Origin of the sequence: Mangrovimonas xylaniphaga, assembly GCF_001280435.1 — a bacterium.
Classification (GTDB): domain Bacteria; phylum Bacteroidota; class Bacteroidia; order Flavobacteriales; family Flavobacteriaceae; genus Mangrovimonas_A; species Mangrovimonas_A xylaniphaga.
On sequence record NZ_LBIP01000018.1, the window covers coordinates 435,012 to 450,067 of the forward strand.

The following is a 15,056-nucleotide window of genomic DNA, read 5'->3' on the forward strand; positions in this document are numbered from 1 at the left end:
TTGTTTTTATAAACTTTATAAAACTTCACAATATTTTAACTTTCAATATTTTACCGATTGAAGGAATTAATAGTCATTCAAAGAGTAATTTTGATTAATATATTTTATTAAAACATTTTTACAATTTAAAATATCATAATATGCTAATCAAAAATAATTAAAGCAAAACTTTCATTTATAGGGAATTTTCACTTAAACAAGCAAAACCATTAAAAGTAACAGAATAATTAAAAGTTGTCAAATTGCCTAGAACATTCATGCAAAAGGATTTTGGAAAAGTAAAAAACACGCAAACAAAGAAGAACAAGTATAATGAAGGAGTCAAATAAAATTAATATTTCTTTTATATTACCCTCATTGGTTGCTGGTGGAGCTGAACGCGTCATTTCATTTATTGCGCAAAACATTGATAAAACTAAATTTAATGTTACTCTTTTAGTCCTAGGTTTTCAGAAAGATAGTGTTTATAAAATTGATGACATTAACACTATTTATTTAAATAAGAAAAGGGTTTTAAAAGCAATCCCCTATTTAATTAATTACAGCCTTTTTAAGAAGCAAGATATTATTATTAGCGCCATCGGACATCTTAATACTGTAATGGCATATATTTCTTTAATAACTCCTAAAACAAAATTTATTGCCAGAGAGGTAAATATACTTAGTGCTTTAAAAACATTCCAAACTAAAAACAATTTTCTTCTAGAATTTTTAGGAAAGTATAGATTCAATTTTTTCGATGCGATTATTTGTCAATCAAGAGACATGTATGAAGACCTAATTTCTAATTACAATCTAAATTCAAACAAAATAGTAATTATAAATAACCCTATTACTGACAATTTCTACTTTTCAGGAAGGAAGTCTGAAAGCAAGATATTAAGACTAGTGACAGTTGCTCGATTAAAAAAGCAAAAAGGGCATCTACGCATCTTGAATGCCTTATCTAAAGTCAATTTCCCTTTTCATTACACTATCATAGGGGATGGACCTGAAATGGATATTATTTTCAAACTAATAGATCAACTAAAGTTGTCAAATCAAATCACTCATGTTAAACACACTGATGAAGTTCCTAAATATCTCCGCGAAAATGACCTTTATTTACAAGGCTCTTATATAGAAGGGTTTCCCAATGCTGTAATTGAAAGCTGCGCAGTAGGCACTCCTGTCTTAGCTTTTAGTGCCCCTGGAGGACTTAATGAAATAATAAAGGAACCTATAAATGGTTTTATTGTTAATTCAGAGCAGGAATACATAAACCACTTATTAGAAATCAACAGTCGATTTCCTTTCTCTCCTGAAGAAGTAAGTCTATCTGTTCAAAAAAAATATAGTAAAACTAATATTATTAAAGAATATGAAAACTTATTTACTGATTTGTTAAATTTATAATTATGGATAAAACCAAACCAAATATTAGTATTTTAAGTGTTAATCTAGGAAGTGGAGGAGCTCAAAAGGTTATCAGCCTTTTATTACAAGAACTTAAAAACAACTATAACGTCAGTTTAGTATTGTTTTATAATCATATCCACTTTAATGTTCCTAATGATATAAATGTGGTCTACCTTTCAAAGGCATCAACTGAAAGAGGTTACTATTCTAAATTAAGGAATTTAATAATATTTAATAAAAAATATAATGCCTTCATTAAAGAGGAAAACATAAACATTTCTGTGTCTTTTTTGGCTTTTCCAAACATAATCAATGGCATGATGGCTACAAAAAACAAAAATATTAAAACCATAATTAGTGAACGTGGTTTACCTGAAGGTAATACGACAAGTAACTTATCTCTGAAAATTGCTAAAGTATTCTATCCTATTTTTTATAATAAATGTTCAAAACTATTCTCCAATTCGGTTTATATAAATCAAACTTTAAAGGAGAATTTTAAAATTAATATCCCAATGGAAGTTATTTATAACCCCGTTGTCCCCCCTATCAATACTTTAAACCCGAATAACCTTATTACTGATATTGATTGCTTTAAAATTATAACTACTGGCACTTTAAATAAACGTAAAAACCAAATAATGATTATTCGTGCATTAAGGGAAAATATAAAAAACTATAGGCTTACCATTTTGGGAGATGGACCTTTAAAAGGATATTTAACACACGTAATACATAGTTTACAATTAGAAAAGCAGGTGGTTCTTGAAGGAAAAGTGAAAAATGTAAATGATTATCTATTAGACAACCATTGCTTCGTTTTGTCGTCTTTTGCGGAAGGTTTCCCTAATGCACTGTTAGAAGCTATGGCCATTGGACTTCCTTGCATTTCTACAAATTGTATATCTGGGCCTTTAGAGTTGCTAAATGAAAATAAAGCAGTTAAAATTGAGGAAGGAACATATTTTAAAGGCAAATATGGCCTTCTTGTAAATAATGATGATCAAATTGGATTGAAAAAAGCGTTGGAATTTCTAAAAGGCAATCCTTCAGAAAGAAAAAACTATAGTGAGCTAAGTTTACAAAGATCTAAAGAATATCAACTTAAAAATATTTACTCTAAATTCTATCAATTTATAAACAATTAAAATTTTTAAATAAAAACATATTAAATATAGGTGGCTTGAAACAAAACTGGATATTAATCCTCCAAAAAAATAATTTAGAACACACAAAGTGTAGCCTTTTACCTTTTTTATTAATTCCTCATACCACCTATAATTTTCAAAACAAGTCTATGTTTAAATGAAAAAAAAGAGAATTTTAATAGTTGCATCGTACTCAGGTTCGTTAATTCATTTCAGAGGTGATTTTATAAAAAGTCTCATTAATCATGATTTTGCGGTGTATACCGCTGCTCCGAATTATTCCGTTGAAATAACACAACAACTTCTTAATATAGGAGCGAAACCAATAGAGTTCAAATTAGAGCGAACAGGTTTAAATCCTTTAAATGACCTTAAATCTATATCTGAATTAAGATATATAATAAAAACTTCAAAAATAGATCTTGTATTTCCTTACACTGTGAAACCTGTAATATTTAGCTCTTTAGCAGCTAATCAATGTAAAGTTCCTGTTATATCCCTAATTACGGGCCTAGGGTTTGCCTTTACCGGTATAACCTTTAAAGCTAGAATATTACAGCGCCTCAATGAGTTTCTATATAAACAATCAATAAGGAAAAACAAAGTTATTATCTTTCAGAATAAAGATGATTACGCATTGTTTTTGGATAGAAAAATTATTTCTAAAAAAAATAAAGTATGTTTTGTAAGTGGCTCTGGTGTGGATCTTAACAAATACAAAGTAAGAATAAACAATAACACATCAAATGTCATTAGTTTTCTTCTAGTAGCGCGTTTGATAGAAGAAAAGGGAATCCAATTGTATATCGAAGCTGCAGAATTATTAAAGCAAAAATATCCAGACGTAGAATTTCATGTTATTGGGGAACCTGATCAATCGCCCTCTGCTATTAAACTAGAAAAACTCAATGATTTAAATAATAAAAATATTATTGTATATCACGGAAAACAAGCTAATATTCCAGAACATCTCTTCAAAAGAGATGTTTTCGTATTACCTACATACTACAGAGAAGGCATTCCTAGATCAATTCTTGAAGCTCTCTCTGTAGGCCTCCCAATTATCACAACTGAATCACCTGGTTGTAAAGAAACTGTTATAAAAGGTAAAAATGGAATATTAATTCCTCCTAGAAACTTAGAACAATTAGTATGCGCTATGGAGTTTTTTATAATTCATAAAGAAAAAATCAAGGAAATGGGAATAAATAGCCGAAAATATGCCGAAGAACGATTTGATGTAAATATAATCAATGAAGACTTATTGAATATTATAAACTCTAATTTACAACTTCTCTAAGAGATATTCCTTAACAAAGAATTTGAGAAATTCTATTTGTGAACTTAATTTATATTGAAAAGAGTAAATAATTAACTCACTTCAAATCATACATATTTAACTTTTCCTTATGTCATAAATAAATTTCAAGTTAAGTTAAGTTAAGTTAAGTTAAGTCATTTTATTATTTAGGGAGTAACCATATGATTCCATCGTGCTCCGTGAAAAATTAAAAAACTTCTTTTGATAATCGATATTTAACTTTTCAAACCATTCGTCATCATTGAAACGTAATTTAATAGAGTCCGCTTTACGAATACCATTTCCTGCCACAACATGAGAAATATGAAAAGAGCTATTCGAACTAACCATATCTATAATTGGCTTAACATCCAACCCTGCAACATCTCCAATTTTTCTAAGAGTTTCTTGTGGGTTCTTGGCAAAATCTTCGTAACGAATCAATACTGAATTGTTAGCTTTTTTTCTCACAAAATTAGATTGCCTATTAACCATTACCCAAAACAAGGCTGTTCTCCATATGGGCTTTTGCCCCCCTTCCTTTTTAGCCTTTTTTTCAAGTGACCATGCAACTCCCCTCCCATCTCGGACCAGATGCACTAACCGTAAATCTATTTTTGGATGATTCAATAAAGCCCAAGCACGCAGGGGATTTTTTGAAATATCTAATATAATTGGTTTGCCACTGTGCCTACGAAGGGTGTCAAAAAAGTTATATGTATTGTTTAGATAGTCTTGTACGTTGGAAGATTTTAATGATAATCCAAACCATAATCTTAACCAGGCCTTCATTGATTTGTAACTTTCAAATTTTTTCCATTTTGAAAGACCTTCTTTTATAGATGAATCAGATATCTTTCTCAGCCAATCTCCCATTACAGATGACCAAAATTTACAATTGATAGTAGCTTCCCCACACGAACATATTTTACGCTCATTATAAACATATTCCATACTTTGAAGCTCTCCTCCACCAAAAACCTCTGGGTGATTATCTAGAATAATATTTAAAATTGTCGATCCAGAACGACCTGAGCCTGTGAAATAGATTACTTTAATTTTTTCTTGATTCTCATAGTTTTTCATAGCAAATTATTGTTTTTTTTTGCATTAACCCACCACCAAAAGCATAAGTAACTCTTAGCTAATGAAGTAAATTCATAAATCTAAAAAGAATATAATCGATGTATCGCTGTTAAAAAAGATAATATCCATTTTTAATTAAAAATTGGCTCTTAAAAAATGGACTTGTTTTTAAAATACATTTAAGTAATTGATATTACTATGATTATAATTATTTAAAAAGAAAAATACCAAGAACATTTTAGTTTTTATAAAAGTTTTTTCTTTTAAAAGATCATTAACATTCTACTGTAAGTAAAGATTTGAATAAATCATCAACGGTAGAGTAATTGAAACCCAAAATGTGTTTCTATCAGAATTGCCCTTCCTTGAAAAGAAAAGAATCAAAACTCTATATGTGAAGTTTAAAATTTTGATATTTTCTGACTTTTGAATAGTCCTCTCTTTTAATTGATATTTTAAAAGAAGCTCCCTTTAGTGTTATAAAATATTTATTTTTATATGATTTATCGTTTCTTCAATAGAATCCCATATTATTATTTGTCATTATTTTTCAATCAAAACATGAATCTTATGACTATTTTTTGTTTGAGAATAACTAAAAGAAAAATAAATTTAATAGCAATGATTGCTGTTTCACTTTCGATAATTAGCGAAATTAGTTCAAATGTAAATTGGGGGTGGATTTCGGTATTGTTAGGGATTAGTTGGCCAATTCTATTTGTAATAAATGTAGTATTGTCAGTTTTTGGCCTTATTAGCAAAAGATATTTATATCTACTTGGTGTATTAATTTTATCCATTAACCTTAATTCATTTTTCCGAATTTCTACAGAAGCTACAAATGAACCAAATGAATCGATTAACATTTTAACTTTTAATGTTAGAGGTTTCAACACCAATAACCTCATTAAGAATAAAGATACAACTTCAAACACATTAAAATTTATCGATTCAATATATCCGGACATCTTAGTACTACAAGAATCAGATTATAAAATCTCAAGAAAAATTAAAGGTTACGATTATGAATTTTTAGGTTATAGAAAAAATCTAGATAAATCTCTTTTGTCAATTAATTCTAAATACCCGATAATTAATAAAGGATACATAAACTTTCCACACACTAAAAACAATGGGATTTATGCAGATATATTGATTCAAAATGACACTATAAGAATCTACAATTTACACTTGCAATCCTATAAACTAACAGGAAACTCATTAAGAACTGGAAAAAATCTATTAAAAAAAATAGACAATACATTTAACCAACAAGTATTGCAGTCCAAAATTGTACGTAAAAATGCCTCCAATTGCACAATGAAAATAATTATTTCCGGGGATTTGAACACCCCTCCAAACACATTTCCTTATAACATTTTAAAACAAAATTTAAATGACTCATTTATAGAAAAAGGTAATGGATTAGGTACTACTTACAACTTAAGGGGCTACCCATTAAGACTAGACTATTTCTTTATGGATCAAAAAATTAAAATATTAAATCATAAAAACTTTAAATTAAATTTATCCGATCATGAGCCTATATTGGTTACCTTTAAACTTTAATAAAAAAAACTAACTGATTTTAAATGAGAAGTTTATATAAGTTTTTTTTCAAACGTTTTTTTGACCTTAATTTAGCATTAATGGGATTTATTTGCCTCTTCCCTATTTTTCTAATTTTAACTATCCTATTGTTTTGGGTTAACCGAGGCAAACCATTCTTTTTACAACCTAGACCTGGGAAAAATGCTGAAATTTTTAAAATCATAAAATTTAAATCCATGACAGATGAAAGGGATTCCAAAGGAAAACTACTTCCTGAGGCTGAAAGACTAACGGGCTTGGGAAAATTTATTAGAAAATACTCATTAGATGAAATCCCCCAACTGATGAACATTATAAAAGGAGACATGAGCCTCATAGGCCCTCGTCCACTTTTAGTGAGTTATCTGCCTCGATATAACGATGTTCAAAAACATAGACATGATATTAGGCCAGGAATTACTGGGTGGGCACAAGTTAATGGCAGGAATGCCTTGAGCTGGGAAGAAAAATTCAATTATGATGTTTGGTATGTCAACAACTTTTCATTTCTTCTAGATATTAAAATTTTCTTTTTAACATTCGCTAAAGTAGTCTCCAAGAAAGGAATTTATACTTCAGAAACTTTATTCATGGAAGAATTTATGGGCTCAGAGTAATCCTTGAACTCATAAAGAAAAACTAACCATCTTTTTTGGTTCAAAAAAAAATCATTATCACTTAATCCTTATTAGTTTGCAATAATTATTAAAAAAAACATTTAATAACAGATTAAGGTTTTAATGATGCAATTCAAAGATTATTTTTTTTAAGTTCTAAAGAATTTCAGAAGTTTAACTCAAGTTTTCCTGAACTCCAATCTTATACCAATAGAATTTATGCTATTTAATTCTTTAGAGTATTTTATTTTTCTCCCCGTAGTTTTCTTTCTTTATTGGACCGTATTCAAAAAACATTTAAAAGCACAAAATGCACTCATCTTATTGGCAAGCTACATATTTTACGGAATGTGGGACTGGCGTTTCTTGTCTCTAATATTATTAAGCACTGTAGTTGATTACACTACCGGCCTCAATATTTACGCTTCACAAGGCTTTAAAACGAGAAAGCTTTGGCTTTGGGCAAGTATTACATTTAACATTGGACTTTTAGGATTTTTTAAATATTACAACTTTTTTGTAGATTCTTGGATTGACCTTACGTCTGTTTTTGGCTATCATTTAAAAAGCACATGGACACTTAAGGTTATTTTACCAGTAGGGATATCATTTTACACCTTTCAAACCATGTCATATTCCTTTGACGTCTATTACAGAAAAATAAAACCTACTAAAGACTTTTTGGCATTTGCCACTTATGTAAGTTTTTTTCCCCAGCTAGTAGCTGGCCCAATTGAAAGAGCGTCCAATTTATTACCACAAATAGCAAAAAAACGAAACTTTAAATACAACCAAATTGTTGAAGGTTTGAAACTAATTTTATGGGGGCTTTTCAAAAAAGTTGCTTTAGCGGATGCTGTAGCCCCCATTGTAGATGATGTGTTTGCCAATTACAGCTCCTATCCCGCCTCTACTCTTATTTTAGGAGTTATAATGTTCAGTTTTCAAATTTATTGTGATTTCAGTGGGTATTCCGACATAGCCATTGGAAGCGCTAAACTTTTTGGAATAGAATTAATGTCCAATTTTAAATTCCCTTATTTCTCTAGGAATATTGGGGAGTTTTGGCAGCGTTGGCACATATCGTTATCCACTTGGTTTAAATCTTACCTATACATTCCTTTAGGCGGTTCTCGAGTTGCGACTTCAAAAGTGATAAGAAATGTTTTTATCATTTTTATTGTTAGTGGTTTTTGGCATGGTGCTAACTGGACATTTATCTTTTGGGGAGGACTTCACGCTGCAGCCTTTACTCCTGTATTATTGCTCAAGCGAAATAGAGCCTACAAAAATTCAACTATTGGAGGCGATACATTTTTTACCACTTTAAAAGAGATTACAGCTGCTCTTGTCACCTTTTCTGTCGTGTCCTTTTCCTGGATTTTTTTCAGATCTAACTCATTAAGAGATTCATTTCAATTTATAAACCGAATCTTTGAGCAGTTTTATTTTGAGCCCTATTTCCATGTAAAGGGCTACAGAATGATTGACTATTACATCCTAATAATTGTATTCATCCTTTATGAATTCAGGATTCGAAAAGACGAACGGAATCCTATCCCATTTAAATCCAAATACGTACGATTTATCACCTATACAATTCTTATATTTATGATGTTATTGTTTTACGATGATAACACCGACAGATCTTTCATTTATTTCCAATTTTAGCAATCACGATTATATGGTTATACTAGGACTAAACTATTACTTTCACGATTCTACCGCATGTATCGTTAAGGACGGAAAATTGGTTGCGGCCATTGAAGAAGAACGTCTAAATAGAGATAAGCACACAAGAAATTTCCCCATGCTGTCCATAGATAGATGTTTGAAAATTGCGGAACTCAACTACAGTGATATCGACCATATAGCGGTATCTATAAAACCAACACATAACCTTGGAAAGAAAATAACCCATAGCCTCACTAACTTAAAAACCATAAAACCGTTTATAAACCATGAATTGGTTCACGGCTATAATAAGCAGAAAAGTTTCTGGAATTGGTTTGGCTACCATTGGGATAGTAAAAAATCGGGGCCGCAAGTGCATTTCATTCAACACCATTTTAGCCATGCTCCCGGCAGCTTTTTTGTGTCTCCCTATAAAGAAGCAGCTTTGTTAGGCATTGATGGTTCAGGCGAATGGGCCACAACATGGCTTGGATATGGAAAGGATAATGAGGTTTCTTGTTTGGGACAGAGCTATTTCCCTCACTCTCTGGGTTCCTTCTATGAGGCGGTAACGCAATTTTGCGGATTCAGAACCAGTTATGACGAAGGAAAAACAATGGGCCTTGCCCCTATGGGAGATCCCGAAGTGTTTCTAGAAGAAGTAAATAAAATTGTAAGTGTGGATCCTGATGGACAGCTCAAATTTGATTTAAGTTATTTCAACTATCAAAACATGAGCTGGAAGCGCTGCTCAGAAAAGTTTTTTAAAATCTTTGGAGAGCCTAGACAAAAAGATCAACCCTTCCAAAAGCATCACATGGATGTTGCTGCTGCGTTTCAACGTGTATTGGAAAACAAAGTCCTCGAAATCTGCGATATTCTTTATGAGAAAACAAAAGCCAAACATTTGGTGATTTCAGGAGGCGTATCGTTAAATAGCGTGATGAATGGAAGGATTGTTAGGGAAAGTCCTTTTGATGATATTTATGTCATGCCCGCTGCCGGCGATAACGGCACCGCTATTGGTGCTGCCTATTATTTGTATAACGGCCTTTTAAAACACCCCAGAACCTTTGTGCATCTCGATCCATATGTTGGCACCAGCTATACCAATTCAGATATTGAAAAGGTCTTAAAAGGGGCCAAATTACCTTATGAAACACATGAAGATATCTGTGATATAGCGGCCAAGCTTTTGGAAGAAGGAAAAATTATTGGTTGGTTTCAAGGTGCTATGGAAATAGGTCCTAGAGCACTAGGAAGCCGAAGTATATTGGCAAACCCAGCCTATCCTGATATGAAGGATAAAATTAATTCAGAAGTGAAATTCAGGGAAGCTTATAGGCCCTTTGCTCCTTCTGCAATTGTAGAAGCTAAAAATGATTTTTTCGACCTTGAAGTTGAAGCGCCTTTTATGTTAAAAATTTGCAATGTACTTAAGGATAAACAATCGGTAATCCCAGCAGTAACACACGTTGATGGTAGCGCAAGGCTTCAAACAGTTAATAAAGAGTTGCATCCCCGTTATTATGAATTGATTAAAAAATTAGGTGAACGCACGGGTGTTCCTGTGGTACTCAACACCAGTTTCAACATTCAAGGTGAACCGGTTGTTGAATCGCCCCAAGACGCCATTCGCTGTTTTTTCTCTACAGGACTTGACTATTTGGTAATTGGGGATTTTTTGATTTCTAAAAAATTAAATTAAAATACTATGAGCTATCCCTTTTCCAAATCTTTCGAAGCTCATACTCTGAAAAATTGGGCTGGACGTTCAAAAATCAACAATGTTGAGCGGTATTTGTTATCTAAATATTTTGAAGACAATCAGGCCTCAGTTCTCGATGCTGGCACCGGTGCGGGCATCCTTCCTTTTCATTTAGAACAAGAACGAGGATTTAAAAATATTACGGCTTTCGATATCATTCCACAAATGATTGAAATAGCAAAGTCTAAGGCTGTTCAAAAACAATCCAATATAAACTTTTTAATAAGCGATGCTTCAGACCTAAAAGGGATAGAAAGCAATCAGTTTGGATACTTATGTTATACACAACAAATACTTAGTATGGTTCCTAAAAACCGACTAAAACCAGCTCTTCAAGAAGCCCATAGAGTAGGCAAAAAGGATTGTACCTTAATTGCCAGTTTTCTTGATTGGAATTCCAGATGGTACAATCCTATTTTAAATTTCAACACTAATGCTGCCCGTTTTATTCAAGGAAAGCCGCTTCAAAACAAGTATTTACCAGAAGTGAACTTTAACGGTAAATTAAATTGGAAATTTTACAGCAAGGAACAGCACCCTCTATTGTGGGCAAAGAAAAGTGAAGTAATTAACCTATTACATAATTGTGGTTTCAAGATTAAATCTTTTTATACAGAAGAGGATTTAACAAATAAAAAGGGATACGCATTCTACTTTGTTTGCACAAAAGATAATGTGGAATGAAGAAGATAATTATCAAACTTATTATTTATATACCATTAGTTTTACTAGGATTAGAGATTCTTATCAGAACTTTTAATTTAACAAAAGACTACCCTATTCGATATGTTGACGAAATGGGGGTTGAAAAATGGCTTCCTAACCAACATGGTGTTTCTGTGACGGGCATTAGGAGACAAAACGCTTCAGAATTCAGAATAAATAATTCGGGTTTCAATTCCTACAGAGAATACACTCCTTCAAAGGAAACCTTTGAAATTGCTTTGGTAGGCGATTCATTTATCGAAGGATTTCATCAAAATTATTACAATTCCATAGGCAAAAAGATAGAAAACAAACTCAATGGCATCCAAGTTTATGAGTATGGTTATGCTGGTTATGATTTGGCGGACGAATTACATCTCATACATCAATATCAAGATGCCTTTAACCTTATCGATCTTGTATTTATCAGCCTTGAATTCGAAACAGATTTGACTCGCCCCAACTATACTATCCTAGGAGAAAGAATGAAGTTGGAATCGCCGCTTTACAAAGCCTTACGACAATGCAAACTATTGGTGTATATGCAGACTATTGGAATCCTAGACGCACCGAAATCCCTCTTTTCAAAAGCGCTTTCTCAGGACAAAAATATCAATATAGACCACCCCTCAGAGGAGGAAACCCATTCCAACCTTGAGTATTTTGAAAATTTTAAAAAGTTAGTCAATACTTATGGCTTTGATAAAACTAGATATATTTTCCTCCTGGATGCAGAAATAACTCCCGAAGCTTTTTTGAAATATTTAAAGAATAATGAATTTAAGTATGTAGATTTTTCAGAAATACTAAATAACTCAAAATCTAGCACAACTCTATTATATGATATGCATTGGAATGACCACGGAAGGGAATTAATAGCTAAATTGATTTCATTCTATATTACTGAAAATAAGTGAATTTAACATTGTGGAGACATGAGTTTTGTTTACATTTAATTAAACAAATCACAACCATGAACATTTTAATAACATCTGCAGGCAGACGGGTTTCATTAGTAAAGGCTTTTCAGAATGAATTGAATTTTTTTTTTCCTGAAGGACAAATTATAGCTGTAGATTTCAATACATCATTATCCGCTGCTTGCCAAATTTCAGAGAAATCGTTTGAGCTCCCTTTATTAGATGATAGTTCGTACATAGAAAAGCTCTTAGAGCTTTGCATTGTTAATCAAGTTAAACTGATAATCCCGACTATTGACCCTGAATTATATGTATTATCAAAAAATCGAGAAGTATTTTTAAAAAATGGTATTATCCCCATAGTCTCTTCCAAAACATTGATTGATATATGTGGAAATAAAAGAAAAACACATGATTTTTTTTACGACAAAGGTATTGATTTTGCGAAAGAATTTTCTAAGAACAATTATTCTCTTCCTCTATACATAAAGCCTGTAAGTGGTAGCAGAAGTTCAAAAAATTATATTGTTGAACATCAAAATGATTTCAAACCATGTCATTTTGAAAATGAAAATTTAATTTTTTTGGAATACTTGGATCATAATCAATATGATGAATTTACTTGTGATCTTTATTACGATAGAAATCATTTCCTTAAATGTGTAGTACCTAGAAAACGCATAGAAGTTAGAGATGGAGAAGTTAGCAAAGGAGTAACCCGAAAAAACGATTTAGTAGAATATATAACTGATCACCTAAACTATATTGAGGGAGCCATCGGTTGCTTATGCGCACAATTTTTTAAACATAAAAATACAAACCAAATATACGGTATTGAAATAAATGCAAGATTTGGAGGAGGTTACCCTTTGACTTACTTTGCAGGGGCAAATTACCCCAGATGGATTATTCAAGAATACCTTTTAAATCAAAACATTAGCAAATTTAATGATTGGAAAGGAGATTTACTTATGCTTAGATATGATAATGAAATTTTGGTACATGACTACAAAGAAGCATAATGCCATCATTGTTTTTGACTTAGATGATACTCTGTACAATGAAATTGACTATTTAAAATCAGCATTTCACGAAATTGCAGAATTCATTTCCCTTAAAACTTCGATATCATCAAAATCTATTTTCGAAGAGATGTTAAAATTTTACTTTAGTAAGGAAAATACATTTGATGTACTACTAAAAAAACTCAAACTAAAAAATATTTACAGTAAAGACTTAAATAACATTTATAGAGAGCATTATCCTAATATAAGCTTAAAACCGGAGGATAAAGAATTTCTTGACTATCTGAAAACAAAAAATAACAACTGACCTAATAACAGATTGTAGAAGTTGCTAGCAGCGCAACAAAATTTATGCGCCAAAATTATCTAACTGTTTGGATGACGTTATTGTTTCAGAAGAATTTGGTTCAGAAAAGCCAAATGTCAAAAATTTCGAGTACTTTAGTGATAAGTATGACAGAGATGCTTTTGTATACGTTGGAGACAATGTCAAAAAAGACCCCATAGCTCCTAATAAGCTTGGTTGGCATTCTATTTGCCTTCGTAATAATGGTAAAAATATTCATGAACAGGTTTTTAACCTAGAAAAAAATCAAACCCCTAAATATCTAATTAATAGCTTAAGTGAATTAACAAATATAATAGACTTTATTATGAAAGTTTCATGCAGCTACTAGTAAAAAAAATACAGAACGAACAAGATTTCAATGCCTATTTGGAAATCATCAATTCATTCAATAATGAGAGTCCTTTTTACAAAATTATAGGAGCTAACTTGAGTGAACTTATTGAAGAAAAATTAAGATATTTTGTTTTATTGGATGAAGGCGACCATGTTTTGGTTTTAATGCCTTTTCTATATAGAAAAATTGTTTATAAAACAGAGAAATATTATGATGTTATATCTCCCTATGGTTATAGTGGGCCATTGTTTGACTGTAATTTACCGAGAGGATACCTTCTGCTATTTTGGCAATTCGTAGATGAATGGTACAGGAACCACAATGTTGTATCTGAATTTATACGCTTCAGTTTAAATAATAATTGTCAGTTTTATTCTGGCACACTTACACCTACGTTAACAAACGTTAAAGGCTTTATTACAACCCAAGAAAATCAATGGAAAAATTTCAAACAAAAAGTAAGAAACAACTATAGAAGAAGTATTTCCTACAATTTAAAAATAGAGATCGTCTCCCCAGAAATAGATGATTTGAAAATTGAATTATTCCATTGTATTTATACTAAAACAATGACCCGGATCAATGCTGAAAAACAATATTTCCATTCTTTGGAATATTTTAAAAGCATTATCAATTTAAGCCAAGGTAAGGCCTTAATCGCTTTTGTTTACTTTCAGGGTATAGCGATATCGGCTGAATTGATATTGATTTCCGGTACAAGTTTATTTTCATACTTAGGAGGGACTTTATCAGATTATTTCAAATATAGGCCTAATGATTTTTTAAAAATAGAAGTTATAAATTGGGCTAGAAAGAACAACTTGTGCCACTATGTTTTAGGCGGAGGTAGAACAGATAGCGATAGCCTTTATCAATACAAAAAGTCATTTTTCCCAAATGATAGTGATGTAATTTATTATACTGGAAGAAAAATTATAAACGAAGAAGTCTATAATATGCTAAACTCCAATTTAAATACGGAAATTATCGCAAAAAAAAATTGCTCTAGTTTCTTTCCTAGTTATAGAAAAATATAAGAATCTAAAACATAATCAGTATTCTAGACTCCATTCCATTATAGATATTAAAAATTATTTTTTTTAATCATCTCATTCTTTTACAAACTTTAACACTTCTTTGTA

Annotated in this window: 14 protein-coding genes; 13 read left to right on the forward strand and 1 reads right to left on the reverse strand. The window is 31.2% G+C overall.

Annotated features, from left to right (window positions below; genetic code table 11):
* The first annotated feature begins 312 nt into the window (after window positions 1-312).
* The 3 genes from ZA06_RS12955 (at window position 313) to ZA06_RS12965 (ending at window position 3,846) form a co-directional block, all read left to right on the forward strand.
* A complete protein-coding gene (locus ZA06_RS12955) occupies window positions 313-1,395 on the forward strand; it encodes a glycosyltransferase (protein ID WP_076663777.1) in 1,083 nt (360 codons plus the stop codon).
* 2 nt (window positions 1,396-1,397) lie between these two features.
* The gene (locus tag ZA06_RS12960) at window positions 1,398-2,546 is read left to right on the forward strand and encodes a glycosyltransferase (RefSeq protein WP_053977894.1); all 1,149 of its coding nucleotides are present in this window, start codon (window positions 1,398-1,400) and stop codon (window positions 2,544-2,546) included.
* A gap of 157 nt (window positions 2,547-2,703) precedes the next feature.
* On the forward strand, window positions 2,704-3,846 hold the full coding sequence (locus tag ZA06_RS12965) for a glycosyltransferase family 4 protein (RefSeq protein WP_053977895.1): 1,143 nt from the start codon (window positions 2,704-2,706) through the stop codon (window positions 3,844-3,846).
* A gap of 150 nt (window positions 3,847-3,996) precedes the next feature.
* Here the strand turns inward: ZA06_RS12965 and ZA06_RS12970 are convergent, their stop codons facing one another.
* On the reverse strand, window positions 3,997-4,932 hold the full coding sequence (locus tag ZA06_RS12970) for a sulfotransferase family protein (RefSeq protein WP_053977896.1): 936 nt from the start codon (window positions 4,930-4,932) through the stop codon (window positions 3,997-3,999).
* A 570-nt stretch (window positions 4,933-5,502) separates the two neighbouring features.
* Here ZA06_RS12970 and ZA06_RS12975 point away from each other — a divergent pair.
* The 10 genes from ZA06_RS12975 to ZA06_RS13020 all read left to right on the forward strand — a co-directional run bounded on the left by ZA06_RS12975 (window position 5,503) and on the right by ZA06_RS13020 (window position 14,951).
* On the forward strand, window positions 5,503-6,501 hold the full coding sequence (locus ZA06_RS12975) for an endonuclease/exonuclease/phosphatase family protein (RefSeq protein WP_168155230.1): 999 nt from the start codon (window positions 5,503-5,505) through the stop codon (window positions 6,499-6,501).
* A gap of 23 nt (window positions 6,502-6,524) precedes the next feature.
* Complete coding sequence (locus tag ZA06_RS12980; RefSeq protein WP_053977898.1) at window positions 6,525-7,139, forward strand: sugar transferase; 615 nt, start codon at window positions 6,525-6,527, stop codon at window positions 7,137-7,139.
* A gap of 219 nt (window positions 7,140-7,358) precedes the next feature.
* A complete protein-coding gene (locus ZA06_RS12985; protein WP_053977899.1) occupies window positions 7,359-8,810 on the forward strand; it encodes an MBOAT family O-acyltransferase in 1,452 nt (483 codons plus the stop codon).
* A gap of 13 nt (window positions 8,811-8,823) precedes the next feature.
* Entirely contained in the window at window positions 8,824-10,521 is a 1,698-nt protein-coding gene (locus tag ZA06_RS12990; protein ID WP_053978089.1) for a carbamoyltransferase family protein, read from the forward strand.
* Between the two features lie 6 nt (window positions 10,522-10,527).
* Entirely contained in the window at window positions 10,528-11,265 is a 738-nt protein-coding gene (locus ZA06_RS12995) for a class I SAM-dependent methyltransferase (RefSeq protein ID WP_053977900.1), read from the forward strand.
* Window positions 11,262-12,203, forward strand: a complete 942-nt coding sequence (locus tag ZA06_RS13000; RefSeq protein ID WP_053977901.1) for a hypothetical protein — start codon at window positions 11,262-11,264, stop codon at window positions 12,201-12,203. Before ZA06_RS12995 ends, ZA06_RS13000 begins: the two co-directional genes overlap by 4 nt.
* Window positions 12,204-12,259: 56 nt before the next feature.
* A complete protein-coding gene (locus ZA06_RS13005; protein ID WP_053977902.1) occupies window positions 12,260-13,228 on the forward strand; it encodes an ATP-grasp domain-containing protein in 969 nt (322 codons plus the stop codon).
* The gene (locus ZA06_RS13010; RefSeq protein WP_053977903.1) at window positions 13,209-13,538 is read left to right on the forward strand and encodes an HAD hydrolase-like protein; all 330 of its coding nucleotides are present in this window, start codon (window positions 13,209-13,211) and stop codon (window positions 13,536-13,538) included. Before ZA06_RS13005 ends, ZA06_RS13010 begins: the two co-directional genes overlap by 20 nt.
* 40 nt (window positions 13,539-13,578) lie before the next feature.
* Window positions 13,579-13,908 (forward strand): HAD family hydrolase, encoded by a 330-nt coding sequence (locus ZA06_RS13015; protein ID WP_157503262.1) that lies wholly within the window; start codon window positions 13,579-13,581, stop codon window positions 13,906-13,908.
* A 98-nt stretch (window positions 13,909-14,006) separates the two neighbouring features.
* A complete protein-coding gene (locus ZA06_RS13020; RefSeq protein ID WP_168155231.1) occupies window positions 14,007-14,951 on the forward strand; it encodes a GNAT family N-acetyltransferase in 945 nt (314 codons plus the stop codon).
* Window positions 14,952-15,056: the final 105 nt, after the last annotated feature.

Bases quoted from the DNA above. Each gene is read 5' to 3' on its own strand.
- ZA06_RS13000 (WP_053977901.1), top strand. From the start codon at position 11,262: ATGAAGAAGATAATTATCAAACTTATTATTTATATACCATTAGTTTTA.
- ZA06_RS12980 (WP_053977898.1), top strand. From the start codon at position 6,525: ATGAGAAGTTTATATAAGTTTTTTTTCAAACGTTTTTTTGACCTTAAT.
- ZA06_RS12955 (WP_076663777.1), top strand. From the start codon at position 313: ATGAAGGAGTCAAATAAAATTAATATTTCTTTTATATTACCCTCATTG.
- ZA06_RS12970 (WP_053977896.1), bottom strand. From the start codon at position 4,932: ATGAAAAACTATGAGAATCAAGAAAAAATTAAAGTAATCTATTTCACA.
- ZA06_RS12965 (WP_053977895.1), top strand. From the start codon at position 2,704: ATGAAAAAAAAGAGAATTTTAATAGTTGCATCGTACTCAGGTTCGTTA.
- ZA06_RS12975 (WP_168155230.1), top strand. From the start codon at position 5,503: ATGACTATTTTTTGTTTGAGAATAACTAAAAGAAAAATAAATTTAATA.
- ZA06_RS13005 (WP_053977902.1), top strand. From the start codon at position 12,260: ATGAACATTTTAATAACATCTGCAGGCAGACGGGTTTCATTAGTAAAG.
- ZA06_RS12990 (WP_053978089.1), top strand. From the start codon at position 8,824: ATGGTTATACTAGGACTAAACTATTACTTTCACGATTCTACCGCATGT.
- ZA06_RS12960 (WP_053977894.1), top strand. From the start codon at position 1,398: ATGGATAAAACCAAACCAAATATTAGTATTTTAAGTGTTAATCTAGGA.
- ZA06_RS12995 (WP_053977900.1), top strand. From the start codon at position 10,528: ATGAGCTATCCCTTTTCCAAATCTTTCGAAGCTCATACTCTGAAAAAT.
- ZA06_RS13010 (WP_053977903.1), top strand. From the start codon at position 13,209: ATGACTACAAAGAAGCATAATGCCATCATTGTTTTTGACTTAGATGAT.
- ZA06_RS12985 (WP_053977899.1), top strand. From the start codon at position 7,359: ATGCTATTTAATTCTTTAGAGTATTTTATTTTTCTCCCCGTAGTTTTC.